The sequence below is a fragment of the Chryseobacterium ginsenosidimutans genome (assembly GCF_039536845.1).
GTDB classification, from domain to species: Bacteria; Bacteroidota; Bacteroidia; order Flavobacteriales; family Weeksellaceae; genus Chryseobacterium; species Chryseobacterium ginsenosidimutans_B.
Genome location: NZ_BAAAZJ010000011.1, coordinates 180745 through 198925 on the forward strand (window position 1 = coordinate 180745; position 18181 = coordinate 198925).

An 18181-nucleotide genomic window follows, 5' to 3' on the forward strand; every position below is an offset into this window, starting at 1 on the left:
TAAAATTTGTAAATCTTTGTTTTAGGTCTTTCATAATTCACCGTCCCTCCACGAATAGGAACCAGCAAATCCGTTAACCCGTTTAATTTTATTTCATAAATTGTCGATAACTGCATTCCCAGCTTTCCTTTAGGCATGCCTTTACGGTAAAACCATTCAAGATAACTTATCGGTAAGTCTGCCAGAATTGTACCTTCGTATTTTCCGAAAGGCATTTTCATGACACAAATTTCTTTTAATATTTCCGGGTTTATTCCGTCTTCCATTTTATACTATTAAATCAATTTTTTGTTCTAAATCATCACCTTTACCCGGCAATTGCAGATCGGGAGTATCATCATCTGAAAATTCGTTTCTATACACCTGAATAAGCAAAAGGGTAAGAGAAATCAAAATAGGTCCGAAAATCAGCCCCATAAAGCCAAATAAATTCATTCCCATAATAATTCCAAATACTGTATTCAAAGGATGAATATCTTCCAGTTTTTTCAGAAGAGTAAAACGTAGGATATTATCCGTTAAACCTACAACAATTAAACAGTAAGCCGCTAATCCCAATCCTGTTCCCGTGTTTCCTTCCGCAATCATATACACACAGACCGGAATATAAACGATCGCAGCTCCTACAACAGGAACCATTGAAGCCGCCGCCGTTAAGGCAAAAAGCAAAACAGCACTTGGCGCTCCAAAGATAAAATATCCTACTAAAGCAACAATCCCCTGACCAAGAGCTACAACGGGAATTCCGATAGCATTTGCCATGATCAGTTTTCTCATCTTTTCTCCGATCAAAGAGACATTAGCTCTTTTTAAAGGCGCAGAAGACGACAAAATTCTTTCAAAAAAACGAGGTCTTTCTAGCATAAAATAAAGAATAAAATACATTGACATTACAACCGTAAGTGTATTGAATGTTCCGCTGAGAGCTTTGGTCGAAAACTGTCCGACATTGCTCTTCAGCTTATCCATATTTTCTTTACTTAAGATATCAAACCCTATTTTTGAATAAATATAAGTATGAATTTTTTCAAGAAATACATTGAACTTATCCATGTAAGCCTGTGCATTTCCTAATTTTTCAATTAAAAGATCTCCTATAAAATAAATCGGAAGAATAAGAACAATCAGACTCGCAAGCATCAAAACCAATGATGAAGCCCAAGGTTTCCATTTCTTTTCTTCCTGCAGGTAAAAATTATACTTCCGGCAAACTACATAGATTGTAATTGCTCCCAAAACGGAAGGAATAAAAAGTGCAAGATTAAAACAGATTAAACCCGCCAACACCAAAATAATGACAAGTAATGCAACCTGTTTTATTTTAACACTGCTTATTTGTTGATCTTTATTCATTCTTATTTATTAAACATTATTTGTCTTGGTTTTCCTAAATAGGCACAGTAAGTAGAATACATTACTATCATGATAAATGGAAAGGTAACTATAATTCCTATACAACAAAGAACAAGCCCACTTATACTGATAAGTCCGCCTAATAAACCTGCACCTAAAAACGTACCGTAATTTTCTTTTGCAATAGTAAAAGTCTTGCTGATTGCATCCATTGCATTGGAATTTTCAAACAACAGTACAGGATAACCCAAAAGAAAAAGAGGATAAACAAAAAAGAAAGGAATCCCGCACATTGCCGCAGCAATTCCAAAAATAATCGTTGTAATTAAGCTATATAAAAGAATATTCCCGAAATTTTGACGATATCCGATAAACAAATCAGAAAACTCTATCGGAATCTTGGTATTAAACTTATTAGCAATATAAATTAAGCCAACATAAATAGGAGAAAGTAAAATTCCCAAAATACTTGAAAAAGAATAATACAGAGAAAATCCTGGTTTTCGCCAATATTCGTACTGCGAATAATCCCCATCTAAATCCTTGAAATCAGAAAATCCGCTCCAGGAATTAAAACCCGTAATTGACTGTATTACAAAATCTCCAATTAAATATATAATCATTGCGACAACCGCATAAAGGAAAATCCCTTTATACATCTCGAAAGCATGAGAAATAATGGATCCCGTATCTCTTTCCGGAACAGAACCCTGCTGATCAAATTCGTTAAATTCTGACATGGTGTATTTTTTTATGTTGTTTCTACCAAATTTAACTTTTATTTCGACAGAAAAAACATCAAACCCAGTTAAAATTTAATTTTTCTCTGAAAAAACAGTTTTATAAAGTGAATAAATCATTGCATTCCAAAATGGGAAAGTAAACAATCCGCCAATAAAGAATAATGCGAAGCCAATATACTTAAATAAAATTGCAACGATCACACAGACAAATATTTCGAGAAAATACATTCTCAAAGCTTTAAGATTTAAAGAAATTGATTCGAAGATTGTTTTATTCATAAAAAACATCATCGGAGCAACGAAAATGGTAATACAAACCCAAAGAACTCCAAGAATAATCGTCTGAATGGTGTACGCAAAAATAAAATACCAGAAAATATAATATCCAATATATTTAAAAAAATTCAAGCCGTTATAACCGACCAATAAATCACCCAGCTCAAGCTTTTCGCCAAGATCAATTTTTCTGTAAATCTGATAAAATCCAAGATTAAGAGGATATAAGAATATCGTTGTCCCCATCATCCATAAAGAGAAATTCTGTAATGAATCTGTTGCAAGCATTTTCTGAATCTCTGCTGTATACACCTGAAGTCCGTCTTTTGCATATTTTGACGTTTCTATATACTGATCCATTATTCCATATTTCGAGTCACAGAAAAAGAAAACTGTCATAAGAATTCCAAAATACATAATCGAAAAGATCAGTTGAAAAACCAGCGTTTTATTCCAATAGAAAAATGCCTGCTTTAATATAAAATCTAGTCCCGGTTTCTGAGGATATTTGTTCTGCATCAAAAAAATTTTGTGCAAAAGTAATCATCAATAAGTACTTTTGCAGAATGTTTTCAGTGAATCATCAAAAATTTATGGAAATGGACGAACTTTCACTCCAGAAGGTTCCCTATTTTTTCATCATCGACTTCCTTACAGAAAATGTGGAAATCTTCAAAGAAAATGAAATTGAAGAATCAGGCTTATTAATTGATTTTCAACATTATAAAAACACAAAAACGCAAGACGAATTACATAAAAAAATCGAATGGAAATCTTTTCCGGAGACGTTGGAAAATTTTAAAACAGGTTTTGATGAAGTTCAGAAAAATATTCGCTTTGGAAATTCTTATCTGGTAAATTATACAAGAAAGACCAAAATTGAAACGAATTTAACGCTTGAAGAAATTTTTTATCATTCAAGTGCAAAATATAAAGTTTTTTATAAAGATTTTTTCGTACTTTTTTCTCCTGAAACTTTTGTAAAGATTATTAACGGAAAAATACTCACTTATCCGATGAAAGGCACTATTGATGCATCTTTGGATAATGCGGCAGAAATCCTTAAGAACGATAAAAAGGAAAAAGCCGAACATTATACAGTAGTAGATTTGCTCCGAAATGATCTCAGCATGGTGGCAGACAATGTGAAAGTTGACAAATTTCAATACATCGATTTCATCAAAACAAAGCAAAAAGATTTGTATGCCATGAGTTCAGAAATTTCAGGAAATTTAAAACCTGAATTTGATGGAAAACTGGGAAGTATTATGAAAAAATTACTTCCTGCAGGTTCTATTTTAGGCGCTCCAAAGCCAAAAACACTGGAAATAATCCTAAATGCAGAAGGCTATAAAAGAGGTTATTATACAGGAGTTTGCGGTTGGTTCGATGGTGAAAATGTTGACAGCTGTGTTATGATCCGTTTTATTGAAAAAGAAGGCGATGAACTTTATTTCAAAAGCGGCGGCGGAATCACTCACATGAGTAAGTTAGAAGACGAATATCAGGAAATGAAAAACAAAATCTATGTCCCAATTCATTGAAAGTATTAAGATAGAAGATCAGGAAATTTTTTTATTGGAATTTCATCAAAAGCGTGTGGATCAGACTTTTGCCCATTTCGGGAAAGAAGGTTCTATAGATATTGCTAAAATTTACAAACATCTGGAACATGATGAAGACGGTCTTTACAAATTAAGAATTGTTTACGATCTGGATAAAAAAGTCCGTACACAAATGATTCCTTACGCAATTCCAGAAATAGACGATTTTCAATTGGTTGAAAACAACAGCTATGATTATTCTTTTAAATTTGAAGACCGGAAAGAGCTGGAAAAAATGAAAATGAAATCCAAAGCAGAGGAAATCATTATCGTTAAAAACAATCATATTACCGATACTTCATTTACAAATCTACTTTTTTTGAAAGGCAAAGATTGGTTTACACCTTCATCTTATCTCTTGAATGGTGTACAAAGACAAAGTCTTTTAAAGCATAAGAAAATTAAAGAAACAGAAATCACCTTACAAAACATTAAGCAGTTTACTCATTTTCAACTGATTAACGCTTTGAATGATTTTGATGAAAATTTCATTTATCCTCTTGACAGAATTATAAATTTGCCGGGTAACGAAGAATACTTAGACCTTTAGTTTTCTTTCAAAAAGTTAAAATAAGCTTTCTGCACTTCTGCATTACTTTGTCCGTGCGTATTGATTTCCAATATTTTAGGCTGTACATCCGGTTTGAAGAAATTTTCCAGAACTCTGTCTAATGTGACTTCTTCATCAACTTTGGTGTAAGAAAATCCGAAGTGTTTTGCTAAATGTTCTGCTGTTTTATGATGCTTTGTTGCGATAAATTCGTCCAGCGTATTTGGATTGGCATTTCCCGGTCCCGGAATAATTTTGAAAATATTTCCTTCACCATTATTAAAGATCATAATTCTTACAAACGGTGGAATATATTGATTCCAAAGACCATTAATATCATAGAAAAAGCTTAAATCTCCTGTAATCAACAAAGTCGGATTGGCATTTTTAATCGCAAATCCCATCGCTGTGGAAGTTGAGCCATCAATTCCGCTTGTTCCCCTGTTGCAGTAGATTTTTCTTTTGCCATAATCAAAAAGCTGCGCATATCTGATCGCCGAGCTGTTACTAAAGTGAATATTATAGTTTTCAGGAATGGTCTGCGAAGTTTTATTGAAGAAATAAAAATCAGAGAATTCAACAGTATTTAAAAATTTTTCATGTTTCGCATCTTTTTTATCCCTTAAAACATCCCAAAGATTGAAATAGGGTTTTGGCTCCAGATTAATGAACTTCAATAATTTAGAAAAGAAAATTTCCGGTTTGATCTCGATTTTTTCCGTTAATGCAAAATAAGTGTCGGGCTGCCAAACGGGATCCAAATGCCAATGTTGTTTTGGTCGCGCTTTTCTTAAATACTGTTTTACTTTTTTAGAAACAACATTCTGCCCCACAGTAATCAGTAAATCAGGGGCATAAGTCTTATAATCTTCTTCTGTAAAGTTGAAAACATATCGATCAATATGTCTGAAGAATTTTTCGTGATACAAATTTGAGTTTGCTTCACTCAAAACTACAACAGAATGATTTTTAACCAATTGCGTTAATTGATTTTCCAATTCCGGGCTGTAATCTTTCGTCCCGACAAGAATCATGATTCTTTGGGAGACATTCCAGTCTGCAACCAGATTTGACGGAATTTCGTATTCTTTATGTTTAAGAGTTTTTTCAACCGTCGGAAAAGTCGGCAGCTCAGAAATCAAATCATACAAAGGTTCTTCCAAAGGAATATTGATATGAACCGGACCTTGCTTTTCAATACAAAGTTCGATTGCCTTTTTAATAATATCAAAATTAATGTCTTCAGCATGTTCTTTACTGTCCTCTAAAAGCTCAAAATCACCATAAGAATGCTGATGAAAAAGATTATTCTGTCTGATGGTTTGTCCGTCAAAAATATCCACATAATCTGTTGGCCTGTCGGCTGTTAACACCAAAAGAGGAATATTGGAATAAAAGGCTTCTGTGATTGCAGGATAGTAATTAACTGATGCGGAACCACTTGTACAGGTAATTGCAACAGGTTTTTTCTCACTCATTGCCATTCCCATTCCTACAAAAGCGGCACTTCTTTCATCCACAATACTGAAACAGTTGAAGCTGTCGATTTCCGAAAAATGAATCGCCAAAGGAGCATTTCTTGATCCGGGAGAAATAATAATATCTGAAATTCCGTATTGCTGAAGAAGATGTGCAAGTATCTGAATACTTCTTTTGGAAGAATATTTTTTCATAATACAAATTTAATTTATAAATGCGTAACATGAAATAATTTTTAATTCAAAAATCTGTAATTTAGCAATTCGTAAATTTCTAAAAATGGATAAAATACCTAGTGTAGACCTGCGTGATTTCCTTTCGGGTGACCCGGAACGCAAACAGAAATTTGTAAATGAAATCGGAAAAGCTTATGAAGAAATCGGATTTGTGGCCTTAAAAGGGCACTTTTTGGATGACAAGCTAGTGAGTGAATTGTATGGAGAGGTAAAAAACTTTTTTGAATTACCAACGGAAACGAAACAGAAGTACGAAATTCCGGGAATTGGTGGACAGAGAGGCTATGTAGGATTCGGTAAAGAGACTGCAAAAGGCTTCAAAAAAGGAGACTTGAAAGAATTTTGGCACTTCGGACAATATGTGTCTGATGATTCAAAATACAAAAGCGAGTATCCTGACAACGTTATCGTTGAAGAACTTCCAAAGTTCAACGAGGTAGGCAAAGAAGCCTATCAAATGCTTGAAAAAACAGGACAGTATGTTTTAAGAGCTTTGGCGATTTATCTTGGTTTGGATGAATTTTATTTTGACGACAAAATCGCAGAAGGAAATTCTATTTTAAGACCGATTCACTATCCGCCAATAACGCAAGAACCGGACGATGCGGTGAGAGCTGCAGCACACGGAGACATTAATCTGATTACTCTTTTAATGGGTTCTCAAGGAAAAGGTCTTCAGGTTCAGAACCACAAAGGAGAGTGGATCGATGCGATTGCAGAACCGGACGAATTGATGATTAACGTTGGAGATATGCTTTCGAGACATACCAACAACAAGTTGAAATCTACGATTCACAGAGTGGTAAATCCGCCGAGAGAATTGTGGGGAACTTCAAGATATTCAATTCCTTTCTTTATGCATCCGGTAAGTTCAATGTCATTAAATGCTCTTGAAAACTGTGTCGACGAAAACAATCCAAAATTGTATGAAGACACAACAGCAGGAGAATTTTTACATGAAAGACTGATTGAATTAGGATTAATCAAAAAATAATTAAATAAATTATTAACTAAACCTTATAGGCTTCAAGACCTATAAGGTTTGTTATTTTAAACTTATCCAGTTATACAAGTAAATTCCGGACAGGGTGTAGACTGAATAACGGTTCCCCATGGACAAATACAAATATAGGTATTGCCTCCTCCGGGAGTTCCGCCGCCTGTTCCCGGGGGTACATAACGAATACAGGTTCCGCCAGAACAAATCTGCCCCACTGCGCAACCTCCGGTTCCCGGACCACCACCTTCAAAACATGAAGACGGAGAATCACCCGCAGAAATTTTCTTTTTTTCTTCTCTTGAAAGTTTTCTAAAGTTTTTCATAGTTTTTGGTTTTGATGTTTCCTACTCTCTCAGCTTTTCGGATACCGCTTTTTTAATATCTATTTTAAACATTAATAATCAACATCTTATTTAATTTTATTCACCAATATATGAAATTTATAATTGTATTTTTATAATTACTGAAAAATAATTTCAAAAATATTCCACAGTTGATTGAGTTATTAGTTTTTTGATTATCTTTACGTTAGTATCAAATTTTTAACTAAAACAATATGAAAAATTTAAAAAAACTAAGCAAAGGTCAATTAAAAAGTATTACAGGAGCAGGAGGAATAAAATTACCTGAACCTGAATTTTGTATGTACGTTTGTGGAGATGTAGTAGTCTGCGCAACTTGCAGCAAAGATTTCAAATGTCCGGATGACAATACAATGTAAGATCTACAAGTTATAAGAAAACCGTTCCTTTTAGAGCGGTTTTCTTATTTATTAATTTAATATTCTTTTTGTTAATCAAACAATCTCAATTGCTGATCTTTAGATCCTGTAAAGTTTTTGGTCGAAAGTTTCGGAAACTCTTTACCATCAAAAAACTTCTTTCTTCCGATTTTAAAAGTATTGTGAATCATTTCGGCAATATTTCCTTCTCCTTTCTGTCGGTCAAAATATCTTTTTTCACCTAATTTTCCTCCACGCATGGAACGAATTAAATTCAAAACTTTTTGAGCACGATCCGGAAAAGCATCTTCAATCCATTTTACAAAAACGGGTTCAACCGTATCATTTAATCTTACCATAGTGTATCCAAAACTTTGCGCTCCGGCTTCTGAAATTGCTTTTAGAATTGTTAGAGGCTCATCACTGTTCAATCCTGGAATTATCGGTGCAACCATCACATTTACAGGAATTTTATTTTCAGAAAGGATTTCTACGGCTTTTAATTTATTTTTTGCAGAGCTTGTTCTCGGTTCCATTTTTCTTCGTAATTCTTCATTAATTGTCGGAATACTTAATGAAACAGAAACCAGATTCTGTTCAGCCATCGGTTTCAAAATATCCAGATCCCTCAAAACCAAAGCATTTTTTGTCAGAACATTGACAGGATGTCTGTATTCAAGACAAACCTGCAATATTTTTCTTGTGATCTCGAATCTCCGTTCCGCAGGCTGATAACAGTCGGTGTTTCCGGACAGCAGAATCGAAGCAGGTTTGTACCCTCTTTTCTGGAAAAATTTCTCTAATAATTCTGGGGCATTTTTCTTCACCATAATCTTTCTTTCGAAATCAATTCCGGCACTGTATCCCCAGTATTCATGAGTCGGTCTTGCGAAACAATAAGAACATCCGTGTTCGCAGCCTTGATAAGGATTCATAGAATATTCCATTGGTAAATCTTCGCTTTTCACCTGATTTACAATCGTTTTCGGAAACACTTCTAAGAAAGAGGTCTTTACATTTTCGAAATCTTCATCTTCAGGTTCATAGGTATATCGGTCGAAACGGTTAATTACATTTCGCTGAGCTCCCTGACCTTTTATGATATTTTCGTTCTGCATTTCAAGTGTAAAATTAGATCAGAATTTTTCAAAAATAATGAGTTTTAACACTAAAGTTTTCCACAAAAAAATCCAACACCGTGACAGTGCTGGATTTAAACATAATTGAATATATTTTTTAACTACTTCAGTGCATAAAATTCCACGCCATGATATTCATCGTCATGGTTTTTTCCATCAAAATGTCTGTGATAATCCGAATAGGTATCACTATATTTTTTATCTTTTCTGTGTAATATTTTTTTAATTCCTATGATACTTAATACCGCCAAAAGTCCAACTCCTCCCGCCAGTAAAACGCCGACTTCTTTTTTCATATTTTGTCTGATTTATTTATTTTGGTATTGCAAAAAGTGTACCCAACCAAAATTTTGGTATTATAAATTTTGTTAACATTCAATTTGATTTTTGCGAAATATATAATCAATTAAAATACCATAATTTAAATATCAATGGTTTAATTATTGTATTTTAGAAGAAAAATATTATTATGGAAAATTCAGAAAACATGACAACCCTGAGTCAGGTCATGGAAAGATTAAAAGAAAGAGGAGTTCACAGAGAGTTCAGAATGAATGAAAATTGTGAGATGAAATTCGAAAATTCAGATAAAAATTATCAGCCTTCTGACTTAACTATAATGAAAACTTATCGTTTCGAGGGTGACAGTAATCCGGATGACAGCGCCGTTCTTTATCTGGTAAAAGATACTTCCGGAAATATGGGAATGATTATCGATTCTTACGGAGCAGACAGCAATTATCCCGGACAGGAATTTGACAAGTTCTTAAGAGATATTCCGGTTGACGAAACAGAAGATTACAACTATTAAAATATAAAAAGTCCGGAATTATTCAGTTCCGGACTTTTCTTTTTTATTGAAAATTCCTTTCAGAAAGCCCTTTTCCTTTTTTTCTTCTTTAGGTTTTCCATTCGAATTCTTCTTAATCTCCTGTTTAATTTCTTTTACAGACTGCTTCATTCCTTTCACATCTTTCTTGACCTCTTTTACCGTAGTTTTTGCATTGTCGACTGTTTTCTTTGCTTTGTCGATATTAATTCCGATTAAAGTTTTCTTTAAACCTTGTTCAATTCCTTTCCAGAATAGATTAAAAAACGACTTTGTAGGGTCTCTTTCCACGTCTTCAACACTCACATCTTCAGGAAGTTTACCAGAATCTGATTTTACAAGTAAATTCGCCACAGCCGTTAAAAAACCCTTCTTTTCCTGATTGTTTTTGTCTAAAATGGCAACCTTTAAATCTTTATGTCTAAGATTAAAACTTCCACCCAGACCTTTCGGATTTCCTTTAAAATTGAAAAGCATTTCCTGAATTGTTCCTGTCGCAGTTACATGCAAATACGGACGGATAAAAGGATTGATTCCCTGCGCAGGAAGATTAACCGCCTTCCCGGAAATATAAAATATATCGCGTTGATCCGCAACATCAAAATTCCAGTTGACGGAAAGCGGCGCCAAATTCATGAAAGAGCAATTTATTTTGATATCAACTTTTGTCGGTTTTCCTTTAAACTTTGCAGAGTTTAAATTTTTAACATTCATATTAAAATTACTGAATGTCAGTTTTCCGGGACCTGCACTTTCCGGCGTATCTTCTTCGTATACTAATTTTGAATTTTTAAGATTAAGATTATTAACGATCATAGGAATTTTAATGGATCGTAGCATTCTGGAATACAAAGGTTTTTCTTTCGGATCATCTGCCGGGATTTTACTTCTGAAAATATTGGCATCTGCAGATTGAATGGTCACATTCGAAGCATTGATAGATTTGTTATCTGAGAATAGATCCCACGTTCCGTCTGCTGTAATCTGATTGGCATTAATATCATACAAATCCCTTTCAACCGGAATCATTTTGATAAACTGAGCTCTCGAAATGAGAGGTTTCATCGCGAAATTATTGATCTGTACATTATTTTTATTAAGCTTCAAAAATCCGACAGTTATATAATAGAACTTCGTTTTATAGGCAAAATTTTTAGTGGTAACAAAATAATCTTTAACATTCATAGCCAGTCCTTCATTATTTGGTTTTGAAGTAAGCTGAATATCATTGATTGTTGCATTAAGATCATTAAAAATAAGTGGTTGATTTCCTTTATCATAAGTAATATTGGAGTTTTTCAACGTCACTTTTCTTACAATTATTGGAAATTGGATTCCGTCAATATTCGCTTTTTTATTATTTTTAATTTCACCTGCCTTAATTGTTCCATTAATATTATTTACAAGAACATCTTTTACATCAAGATTGAGTTTTTTATCAATAAGTTCCCATTTGTTAATAGTGATACCAATATAATTGGCAACAAGATTCATTGAGGCTTTCCCATTCGAAGAACCATTCGGGACAATTGAAATATTTTTTATTTCCCCCTTTTTAGGATTTAAGGTCAGGCTTCCAACATTAAAATTCTGATGATTAGAGTATAAAATATCATTTCCTGAAAACTGGAAATCTTTATATCCTACAGGAATTAATTCTTCTCGTGTTTCCTTATCAAATCTTAGCTTATTTACATCTAAATTGAGATTTTTTGCATATAAAAGCTTATTTCCGTCGGGTTTCATGACCTGAACAGTTGCATTATTCAATTTTACATCTTCCAGATTAAGCTCAAAATTGACAGGCTTTTTTACTTTTACAGGAACTGCGTTTGTTGTATAAATCAGGAGATTAGGGTTGTAAAACCTAGCATTAGCAAGAGAAACTTTATTCTTTTTCAAAATAACGTCAGTAAATTCCATTTTCTGGATATTGAATCGAAAAAGCTTTGTTTTTTTAGGATAATATTTTTTAAACTGTTCAAAACTTAATAAAGGAATGAGCTGAAAATCATCAATAGACATCTGTCCGTTTGTTGTTTTTATTGAACTGATTTTCAAAGCATAAACATTATCCGGACGAACAAAAAAATTCTTTCCTCTGATATCATACTTATCAAAAACAACCGGTAATTTATCTTCTACAGATTCTTCCGTCATCTGAAGATTTTCCACATACAAATTAAGATCCTGAACCGAAAGAAATTTTTGTTTTGTATATCTGAAAACACTAATGTTCCCTTCATGAATTCTGATGTTTTCAAATCGGACAGGATTTTTCTTTTTACCTGTTTTTGTATCGACAGGCTTAGCAAGAGTGATATTTAAATTCGGTTTTGAGAGCAAAAGATCAGAAGAGCTGATTTGCTTATTAAAAATCGCATCATAAATCCCGAAACGGGTAATTTTTAATGTATCAATTGTTCCTTGTAAACCAATCACATTAATATTTTGCGGATTTTTACTGTTCACGGTGATTCCTGTCGCAAGAATATTCCCTGACATCAAATCTACTTCCAATAATTTGTAGGAAACCTTATAATCCGTATTGTTTTTGATGTATTTTGGAAGTTGGGTTTTAAGCCAAATATTAAGTCCGAAGTTTGCCAGTAAAATGACCAACAACAAAACTCCAAGACCAATCATTAACTTTTTAACCCATTTTTTCATATTTTATGATTTGGTTTAATTCATTTAAAAAAATATTGCTAATTTTTTACACTCAACTCTATTACATATCCTTCATGTCCTCTTACATTAATAAAATTTCCGCCGTCAAAACCAAGATACTGTCCTTTAATTCCTGTTAATTTCCCTGTGAATTCAGGTTTTTTATCTAACGTAAAAGACGTTACCTTCTCAGGTTTACCAAAAGGATAATCAAATTTCCAAAGATTTTCACCTTCACTGTAGAATTTCTGAAAATCTTCAGGAAAATATTCTTTAATTTTTTGCTGAAAATCTGCCAAATCAATTTCACCTTCAAAATCATCCTGAAGCATTTTTCTCCAGTTCGTTTTATCCGGAAGATGTTCTTTTAAAGCAACTTCTATCATTCCCGCTTCATACCGGTTTTCCGTTCTTGCAATCGGTAGAGCAAAAGTCGCGCCCTGATCAATCCATCTTGTAGGAATTTGGTTATTTCTCGTCACTCCCACCTTCACATCACCTGTATAAGCTAAATATACGGTGTGTGGCTGCAATTGGATTTGTTGTTCCACTTCCAAATCACGTTCGGCAATACCAAGATGAGCCGTTGAAAGCTCCGGACGGATGATTGTATCACTTGCATAAGGACTTTCAAAGAAACAGCTTTTGCAGAAACCCATTCTGTAAATAGGTTTGTTTAGTTGACAATTTACACATTGGAAACCTGTATGTTTAATTGTTAATTCTTTTCCGAACAACTCATTCATATGAATAAGATCCCCTGAAAGATTAAGATAATATTGAATCGGCTCATCATTGAAGCTCGTCATCTTTAAAATTTGCCCTTGAAACTGCATATATTAATTTTATGTTACTTTTTTAAGTAAATTTAACAATTATATTTTTCACAAAGTAAATTTATATTTTTGTGGTAAGAAAAAAATACGGATGAATTATCTTGTAACCGGAGGAAGCGGTTTTATTGGTTCCCACTTAGTCGAGCAATTATTGAAAAAAGGACATTCTGTCATAAACGTTGACAATTTTGATGATTTCTACAATTATCAGATAAAGATTAAAAACACTTTAGAGTCAATTGATAAAAATTCTGCTTTTGAGTTTGACAACAAAGAGAATGATATTAAAAATTTAGTTTCTATTTCAAAATCAGAAAACTACACACTTTATTACCAAGACATAAGAGACAAAAAAGGACTTGAAGAAATATTTAAAAATCATCATCTTGATTTAATTATTCATCTTGCTGCGCTTGCCGGAGTTCGTCCTTCCATAGAAAGACCTTTGGAATACGAAGAAGTCAACATCCGAGGAACGATGAACCTTTGGGAATTATGTAACGATTTCAATATTAAAAAGTTCGTTTGTGCATCGTCTTCAAGCGTTTACGGAAACAACGAAAAAATTCCTTTTGCGGAAACCGATAACGTCGACAATCCTATTTCACCTTATGCTGCAACGAAAAAGTGCGGCGAAATTTTAGGACATGTTTACCATCAATTATATAATATTGATATGATCCAATTGAGGTTTTTTACGGTTTACGGACCAAGACAGAGACCGGATCTTGCCATTCATAAATTCACAAAATTAATTTCCGAAGATCAGGAAATCCCTTTTTACGGAGACGGAACAACAGCCAGAGATTACACTTATGTGGATGATATTATTGATGGAATTACAAAATCTATAAATTACCTGGAAAACAATTCTGACATTTATGAAATTATTAATCTTGGAGAAAGCCAGGTTATCGATTTAAATGAAATGGTTTCCACGATAGAGAAAACCTTAGGAAAATCTGCCATCCGAAAAAATCTGCCAATGCAGCCGGGAGATGTACAGAAAACCAATGCAGATATTACAAAAGCCAAGACATTAATTGGCTACAAACCTGACACAAACTTCCAAAATGGCATAAAAAAATTTGTGGAATGGTTTTTGAGAAAATGACATCAAGCAATTAACGACACAAGCTGTAATGCGGTCTGTGACGTATAATGAACAAAATTTAATAAAAAGAATTGAAAATCAGGTGTAAAAAAGCTTATAATATAAGCTATTTTTATACTTTTGCAAAAAATTAGAAAATTATGTACTGGACATTAGAATTAGCTTCATATTTAAGCGACGCACCTTGGCCAATGACTAAGTCTGAACTTATCGACTATGCAATCAGAACTGGTGCACCTATGGAAGTAGTAGAAAATCTTCAGGCAATCGAAGATGAAGGAGAGATCTATGATGCAATAGACGAGATCTGGAGTGATTATCCTACGGACGAAGATTATCTTTGGAACGAAGACGAATATTAATTAAAAGCATTAAGCTTTAGGCCTTGCTTAGAGCTTTTTTGCCCCTTTTTTAAATATCAATTTTTACACGTTAAGTGTTATTAAAAACGCTTAAAGTATATCACTTTAGGCATAAAGCAAAAAATTTATGAGTTTTTTAAACAAAGTTCTAAAAGGGTTTTTGGGAGACAAAAAAGCGCAGGACCTAAAAGAAGTAAAAAAAGTTGTAACAAAAATCAAAGCTGTTGAACCAACGATTCAGCAATTGTCTGATGATGGTTTAAGAGAAAAAACTGCTGAGTTTAAAGAAAATATTAAATCTGCGACCAGCAAGATCACAGCTCAAATAGAACAGATACAAGAGCAAATAAAAAGTTCGACAAATGTTGACGAAAAAGAAGCTCTTTTTTCAAAGATTGAGACTCTAAAAAAAGAATCATACGAAATTGAAGAAAAAGTTCTTCTTCAAATTCTTCCTGAAGTTTTTGCATTGGTAAAAGAAACAGCAAGAAGATGGGCAGAGAACGGAGAAATCCGTATTAAAGCATCAGACTGGGACAGACAATTGGCTGCTGCCGGTAAAGATTTCGTAGAAATTCAGGGAGATCAGGCTGTTTGGAAAAACTCATGGGATGCTGCCGGAACACCTGTTAACTGGGATATGGTACATTATGATGTTCAGTTTATCGGAGGGGTTATTCTTCACAGCGGTAAAATTGCCGAAATGGCAACCGGTGAAGGTAAAACTTTGGTAGGTACGCTTCCAATTTTCTTAAATGCACTTCCGGGAAGAGGGGTTCACGTTGTAACAGTAAATGACTATCTTGCAAAAAGAGACTCGGCGTGGATGGGACCATTGTATCAATTCCACGGAATGTCTATCGACTGTATCGATAATCACCAGCCTAACTCGGACGGAAGAAGAAAAGCATACAATTCAGATATTACTTACGGAACCAATAACGAATTCGGGTTCGATTATTTGAGAGATAACATGGTGACTTCGCCTTCAGAACTGGTACAAAGAGAATTAAACTTTGCTATTGTCGATGAGGTAGACTCTGTTTTGGTAGATGATGCAAGAACACCATTAATTATTTCCGGCCCAGTTCCTCAAGGAGACAGACAGGAATTTGATGTTCTAAAACCTTCTATCGACAGAATTGTTGAAGTTCAAAAGAAAACTGTTTCTGCAATTTTTAATGAAGCCAAAAAATTAATCGCTGCAGGAAATACAAAAGAAGGAGGATTCAAGTTGCTTCAGGCTTACAGAGGTCTTCCTAAAAACAGACAATTAATTAAATTCTTATCGGAAAGCGGAAACCGTGCATTGCTTCAGAAAGTTGAAGCTCAATACATGCAGGATAATAACCGTGATATGCCGATTGTAGATAAAGATCTTTATTTCGTTATTGAAGAAAAGAACAATCAGGTTGATTTGACAGACAAAGGTGTTGAATACATGTCTCAAGGAAATTCTGACAACAATTTCTTCGTTCTTCCTGATATCGGAACAGAAATCGCTGAAGTTGAGGCGAAAAACTTATCTAAAGAAGAAGAATTCGAAGCTAAAGAAAGACTTTTCGCAGAATTTGTTGAAAAATCTGAAAGAGTTCACACCATGAGTCAATTGTTGAAAGCATATACATTATTCGAAAAAGATGATGAATATGTAGTCATTGACGGGGAAGTAAAAATTGTTGACGAGCAGACAGGTCGTATCATGGAAGGAAGACGTTATTCAGACGGTCTTCACCAAGCGATTGAAGCTAAGGAAAACGTAAAAATTGAGGCAGCAACTCAGACATTTGCAACCGTAACACTTCAGAACTATTTCCGTATGTACAACAAACTTGCGGGGATGACGGGTACTGCAGAAACTGAAGCAGGTGAGCTTTGGGAGATCTACAAACTAGACGTTGTTGTAATTCCTACCAACCGCCCGATTTTAAGAAACGACAAACAAGATTTAGTTTTCAAAACTAACAGAGAAAAATATAACGCAGTAATTGAAGAAATCGAAAAATTAACAGCAGCAAAAAGACCTGTTCTGGTAGGTACAACTTCTGTTGAAATTTCTCAGTTGCTTTCAAAAGCATTACAGTTAAGAAAAATCCAGCATCAGGTATTGAACGCCAAACTTCACAAAAAAGAAGCAGAAATCGTTGCCGGAGCAGGGCAGCCGGGAGTTGTAACAATTGCAACAAACATGGCGGGTCGTGGTACGGACATTAAGCTTACAAAAGAAGTAAAAGAAGCGGGAGGTTTAGCTATTATCGGTACAGAAAGACATGATTCAAGACGTGTTGACAGACAGTTGAGAGGTAGAGCGGGACGTCAGGGAGATCCGGGAAGTTCTCAGTTCTATGTTTCTCTGGAAGACAACCTGATGCGTCTATTCGGTTCTGAAAGAATTGCTAAAATGATGGACAGAATGGGTCATAAAGAAGGTGAAGTTATTCAGCATTCTATGATCAGTAAGTCTATCGAAAGAGCACAGAAAAAGGTAGAAGAAAACAACTTCGGAACAAGAAAAAGACTTCTTGAGTACGATGACGTAATGAATAAACAACGTGACGTAATCTATAAGAGAAGAAAGAACGCTCTATTCGGAGACCACTTGAAATATGATATTACAAATATGATTTTTGATGTGGCTAATTCTATCGTTACGAAAGGAAAAGCTAACGGAAGTTATAAAGATTTTGAATTTGAGATCATCAAACATTTCACAATGGGTTCCCCTGTTTCCGAAAGCGATTTTAGCAATAAACAAGTTCCGGAACTAACGAATATCTTATTCAAAGCAGCTCAGGAGGATTATCAGATGAAACTGAACTTACTGAAAGAAAAATCATTCCCGATTATTGAGAATGTATATCAAAATCAAGGTTCGATGTTTAAAATGATTCAGGTTCCTTTCACAGACGGACACAAAACAATGACTATTGTTGCAGATCTTAAGGAAGCTTACGATACTCAGTGTGAAAGTTTAATCAATGATTTTGAAAAGAATATCACTTTATCAATTATCGATGAGAACTGGAAGCTTCACCTTCGTGAGATGGATGATCTAAGAAGATCTTCACAAGGAGCTGTTTATGAGCAAAAAGATCCACTTGTAATTTACAAACAAGAATCTTTCCACTTATTCAGTGAAATGATCGACAAATTAAACAAAGAAATTATTTCATTCTTGTACAAAGGAGAAATTCCTGCATAAGAAAAATAATTATCTCATAATATAAACCCCGCATCAATACAGATTGTTGCGGGGTTTTGTTATTTAT

The 18181-nt window shown here is 34.1% G+C and carries 18 protein-coding genes; 8 read left to right on the forward strand and 10 right to left on the reverse strand.

Annotated features, from left to right (window positions below; translation table 11 throughout):
* The 4 genes from ABD745_RS17130 to ABD745_RS17145 all read right to left on the reverse strand — a co-directional run.
* On the reverse strand, nucleotides 1-254 hold a 254-nt coding region (locus tag ABD745_RS17130; RefSeq protein ID WP_344834043.1), incomplete at its 3' end, for a DUF3820 family protein.
* Nucleotides 255-267: 13 nt separating this feature from the next.
* On the reverse strand, nucleotides 268-1353 hold the full coding sequence (locus ABD745_RS17135; protein WP_344832891.1) for an AI-2E family transporter: 1086 nt from the start codon (nucleotides 1351-1353) through the stop codon (nucleotides 268-270).
* Between the two features lie 2 nt (nucleotides 1354-1355).
* On the reverse strand, nucleotides 1356-2093 hold the full coding sequence (locus ABD745_RS17140) for a beta-carotene 15,15'-monooxygenase (RefSeq protein ID WP_344832893.1): 738 nt from the start codon (nucleotides 2091-2093) through the stop codon (nucleotides 1356-1358).
* Nucleotides 2094-2168: 75 nt separating this feature from the next.
* Entirely contained in the window at nucleotides 2169-2891 is a 723-nt protein-coding gene (locus tag ABD745_RS17145; protein ID WP_344832895.1) for a hypothetical protein, read from the reverse strand.
* A 47-nt stretch (nucleotides 2892-2938) separates the two neighbouring features.
* Between ABD745_RS17145 and ABD745_RS17150 the strand changes: the two genes are divergently transcribed.
* On the forward strand, nucleotides 2939-3916 hold the full coding sequence (locus ABD745_RS17150; protein ID WP_344832898.1) for an aminodeoxychorismate synthase component I: 978 nt from the start codon (nucleotides 2939-2941) through the stop codon (nucleotides 3914-3916).
* Nucleotides 3900-4526: an aminotransferase class IV gene (locus ABD745_RS17155; RefSeq protein WP_344832900.1), complete on the forward strand. Its 627-nt coding sequence runs from the start codon at nucleotides 3900-3902 to the stop codon at nucleotides 4524-4526. Before ABD745_RS17150 ends, ABD745_RS17155 begins: the two co-directional genes overlap by 17 nt.
* On the opposite strand, the gene menD is transcribed toward ABD745_RS17155, so the two are convergent.
* Complete coding sequence (menD, locus tag ABD745_RS17160; protein ID WP_344832902.1) at nucleotides 4523-6199, reverse strand: 2-succinyl-5-enolpyruvyl-6-hydroxy-3-cyclohexene-1-carboxylic-acid synthase; 1677 nt, start codon at nucleotides 6197-6199, stop codon at nucleotides 4523-4525. The two genes, ABD745_RS17155 and menD, sit on opposite strands and share 4 nt — an antisense overlap.
* Before the next feature lie 85 nt (nucleotides 6200-6284).
* Here menD and ABD745_RS17165 point away from each other — a divergent pair, with 85 nt between their 5' ends.
* Nucleotides 6285-7235, forward strand: coding sequence for an isopenicillin N synthase family dioxygenase (locus tag ABD745_RS17165; protein WP_344832905.1), 951 nt, complete (start codon nucleotides 6285-6287; stop codon nucleotides 7233-7235).
* 62 nt (nucleotides 7236-7297) lie between these two features.
* Here ABD745_RS17165 and ABD745_RS17170 read toward each other — a convergent pair whose 3' ends face one another.
* Nucleotides 7298-7564, reverse strand: a complete 267-nt coding sequence (locus tag ABD745_RS17170; protein ID WP_344832910.1) for a bacteriocin-like protein — start codon at nucleotides 7562-7564, stop codon at nucleotides 7298-7300.
* 233 nt (nucleotides 7565-7797) lie between these two features.
* On the opposite strand from ABD745_RS17170, the gene ABD745_RS17175 reads away from it, so the two are divergent.
* Complete coding sequence (locus tag ABD745_RS17175) at nucleotides 7798-7962, forward strand: bacteriocin-like protein (protein ID WP_344832913.1); 165 nt, start codon at nucleotides 7798-7800, stop codon at nucleotides 7960-7962.
* Nucleotides 7963-8033: 71 nt separating this feature from the next.
* Here the strand turns inward: ABD745_RS17175 and ABD745_RS17180 are convergent, their stop codons facing one another.
* Nucleotides 8034-9080 carry a PA0069 family radical SAM protein gene (locus ABD745_RS17180; protein ID WP_344832918.1) on the reverse strand — a complete coding sequence of 349 codons (1047 nt, stop codon included), beginning with the start codon at nucleotides 9078-9080 and terminating at the stop codon, nucleotides 8034-8036.
* Nucleotides 9081-9202: 122 nt separating this feature from the next.
* Nucleotides 9203-9397, reverse strand: a complete 195-nt coding sequence (locus tag ABD745_RS17185) for a hypothetical protein (RefSeq protein ID WP_047399055.1) — start codon at nucleotides 9395-9397, stop codon at nucleotides 9203-9205.
* A gap of 173 nt (nucleotides 9398-9570) precedes the next feature.
* Here ABD745_RS17185 and ABD745_RS17190 point away from each other — a divergent pair, with 173 nt between their 5' ends.
* Nucleotides 9571-9912 carry a hypothetical protein gene (locus ABD745_RS17190; protein ID WP_344832926.1) on the forward strand — a complete coding sequence of 114 codons (342 nt, stop codon included), beginning with the start codon at nucleotides 9571-9573 and terminating at the stop codon, nucleotides 9910-9912.
* An 18-nt stretch (nucleotides 9913-9930) separates the two neighbouring features.
* On the opposite strand, the gene ABD745_RS17195 is transcribed toward ABD745_RS17190, so the two are convergent.
* Complete coding sequence (locus ABD745_RS17195) at nucleotides 9931-12600, reverse strand: hypothetical protein (protein ID WP_344832931.1); 2670 nt, start codon at nucleotides 12598-12600, stop codon at nucleotides 9931-9933.
* A 38-nt stretch (nucleotides 12601-12638) separates the two neighbouring features.
* The gene (locus ABD745_RS17200; protein ID WP_344832933.1) at nucleotides 12639-13436 is read right to left on the reverse strand and encodes a DUF2797 domain-containing protein; all 798 of its coding nucleotides are present in this window, start codon (nucleotides 13434-13436) and stop codon (nucleotides 12639-12641) included.
* A gap of 91 nt (nucleotides 13437-13527) precedes the next feature.
* On the opposite strand from ABD745_RS17200, the gene ABD745_RS17205 reads away from it, so the two are divergent.
* The 3 genes from ABD745_RS17205 (at nucleotide 13528) to secA (ending at nucleotide 18114) form a co-directional block, all read left to right on the forward strand.
* Entirely contained in the window at nucleotides 13528-14550 is a 1023-nt protein-coding gene (locus ABD745_RS17205; protein ID WP_344832939.1) for a GDP-mannose 4,6-dehydratase, read from the forward strand.
* A gap of 140 nt (nucleotides 14551-14690) precedes the next feature.
* A complete protein-coding gene (locus ABD745_RS17210; RefSeq protein ID WP_047399050.1) occupies nucleotides 14691-14912 on the forward strand; it encodes a DUF2795 domain-containing protein in 222 nt (73 codons plus the stop codon).
* 127 nt (nucleotides 14913-15039) lie between these two features.
* On the forward strand, nucleotides 15040-18114 hold the full coding sequence (gene secA / locus ABD745_RS17215) for a preprotein translocase subunit SecA (protein WP_344832942.1): 3075 nt from the start codon (nucleotides 15040-15042) through the stop codon (nucleotides 18112-18114).
* Nucleotides 18115-18181: the final 67 nt, after the last annotated feature.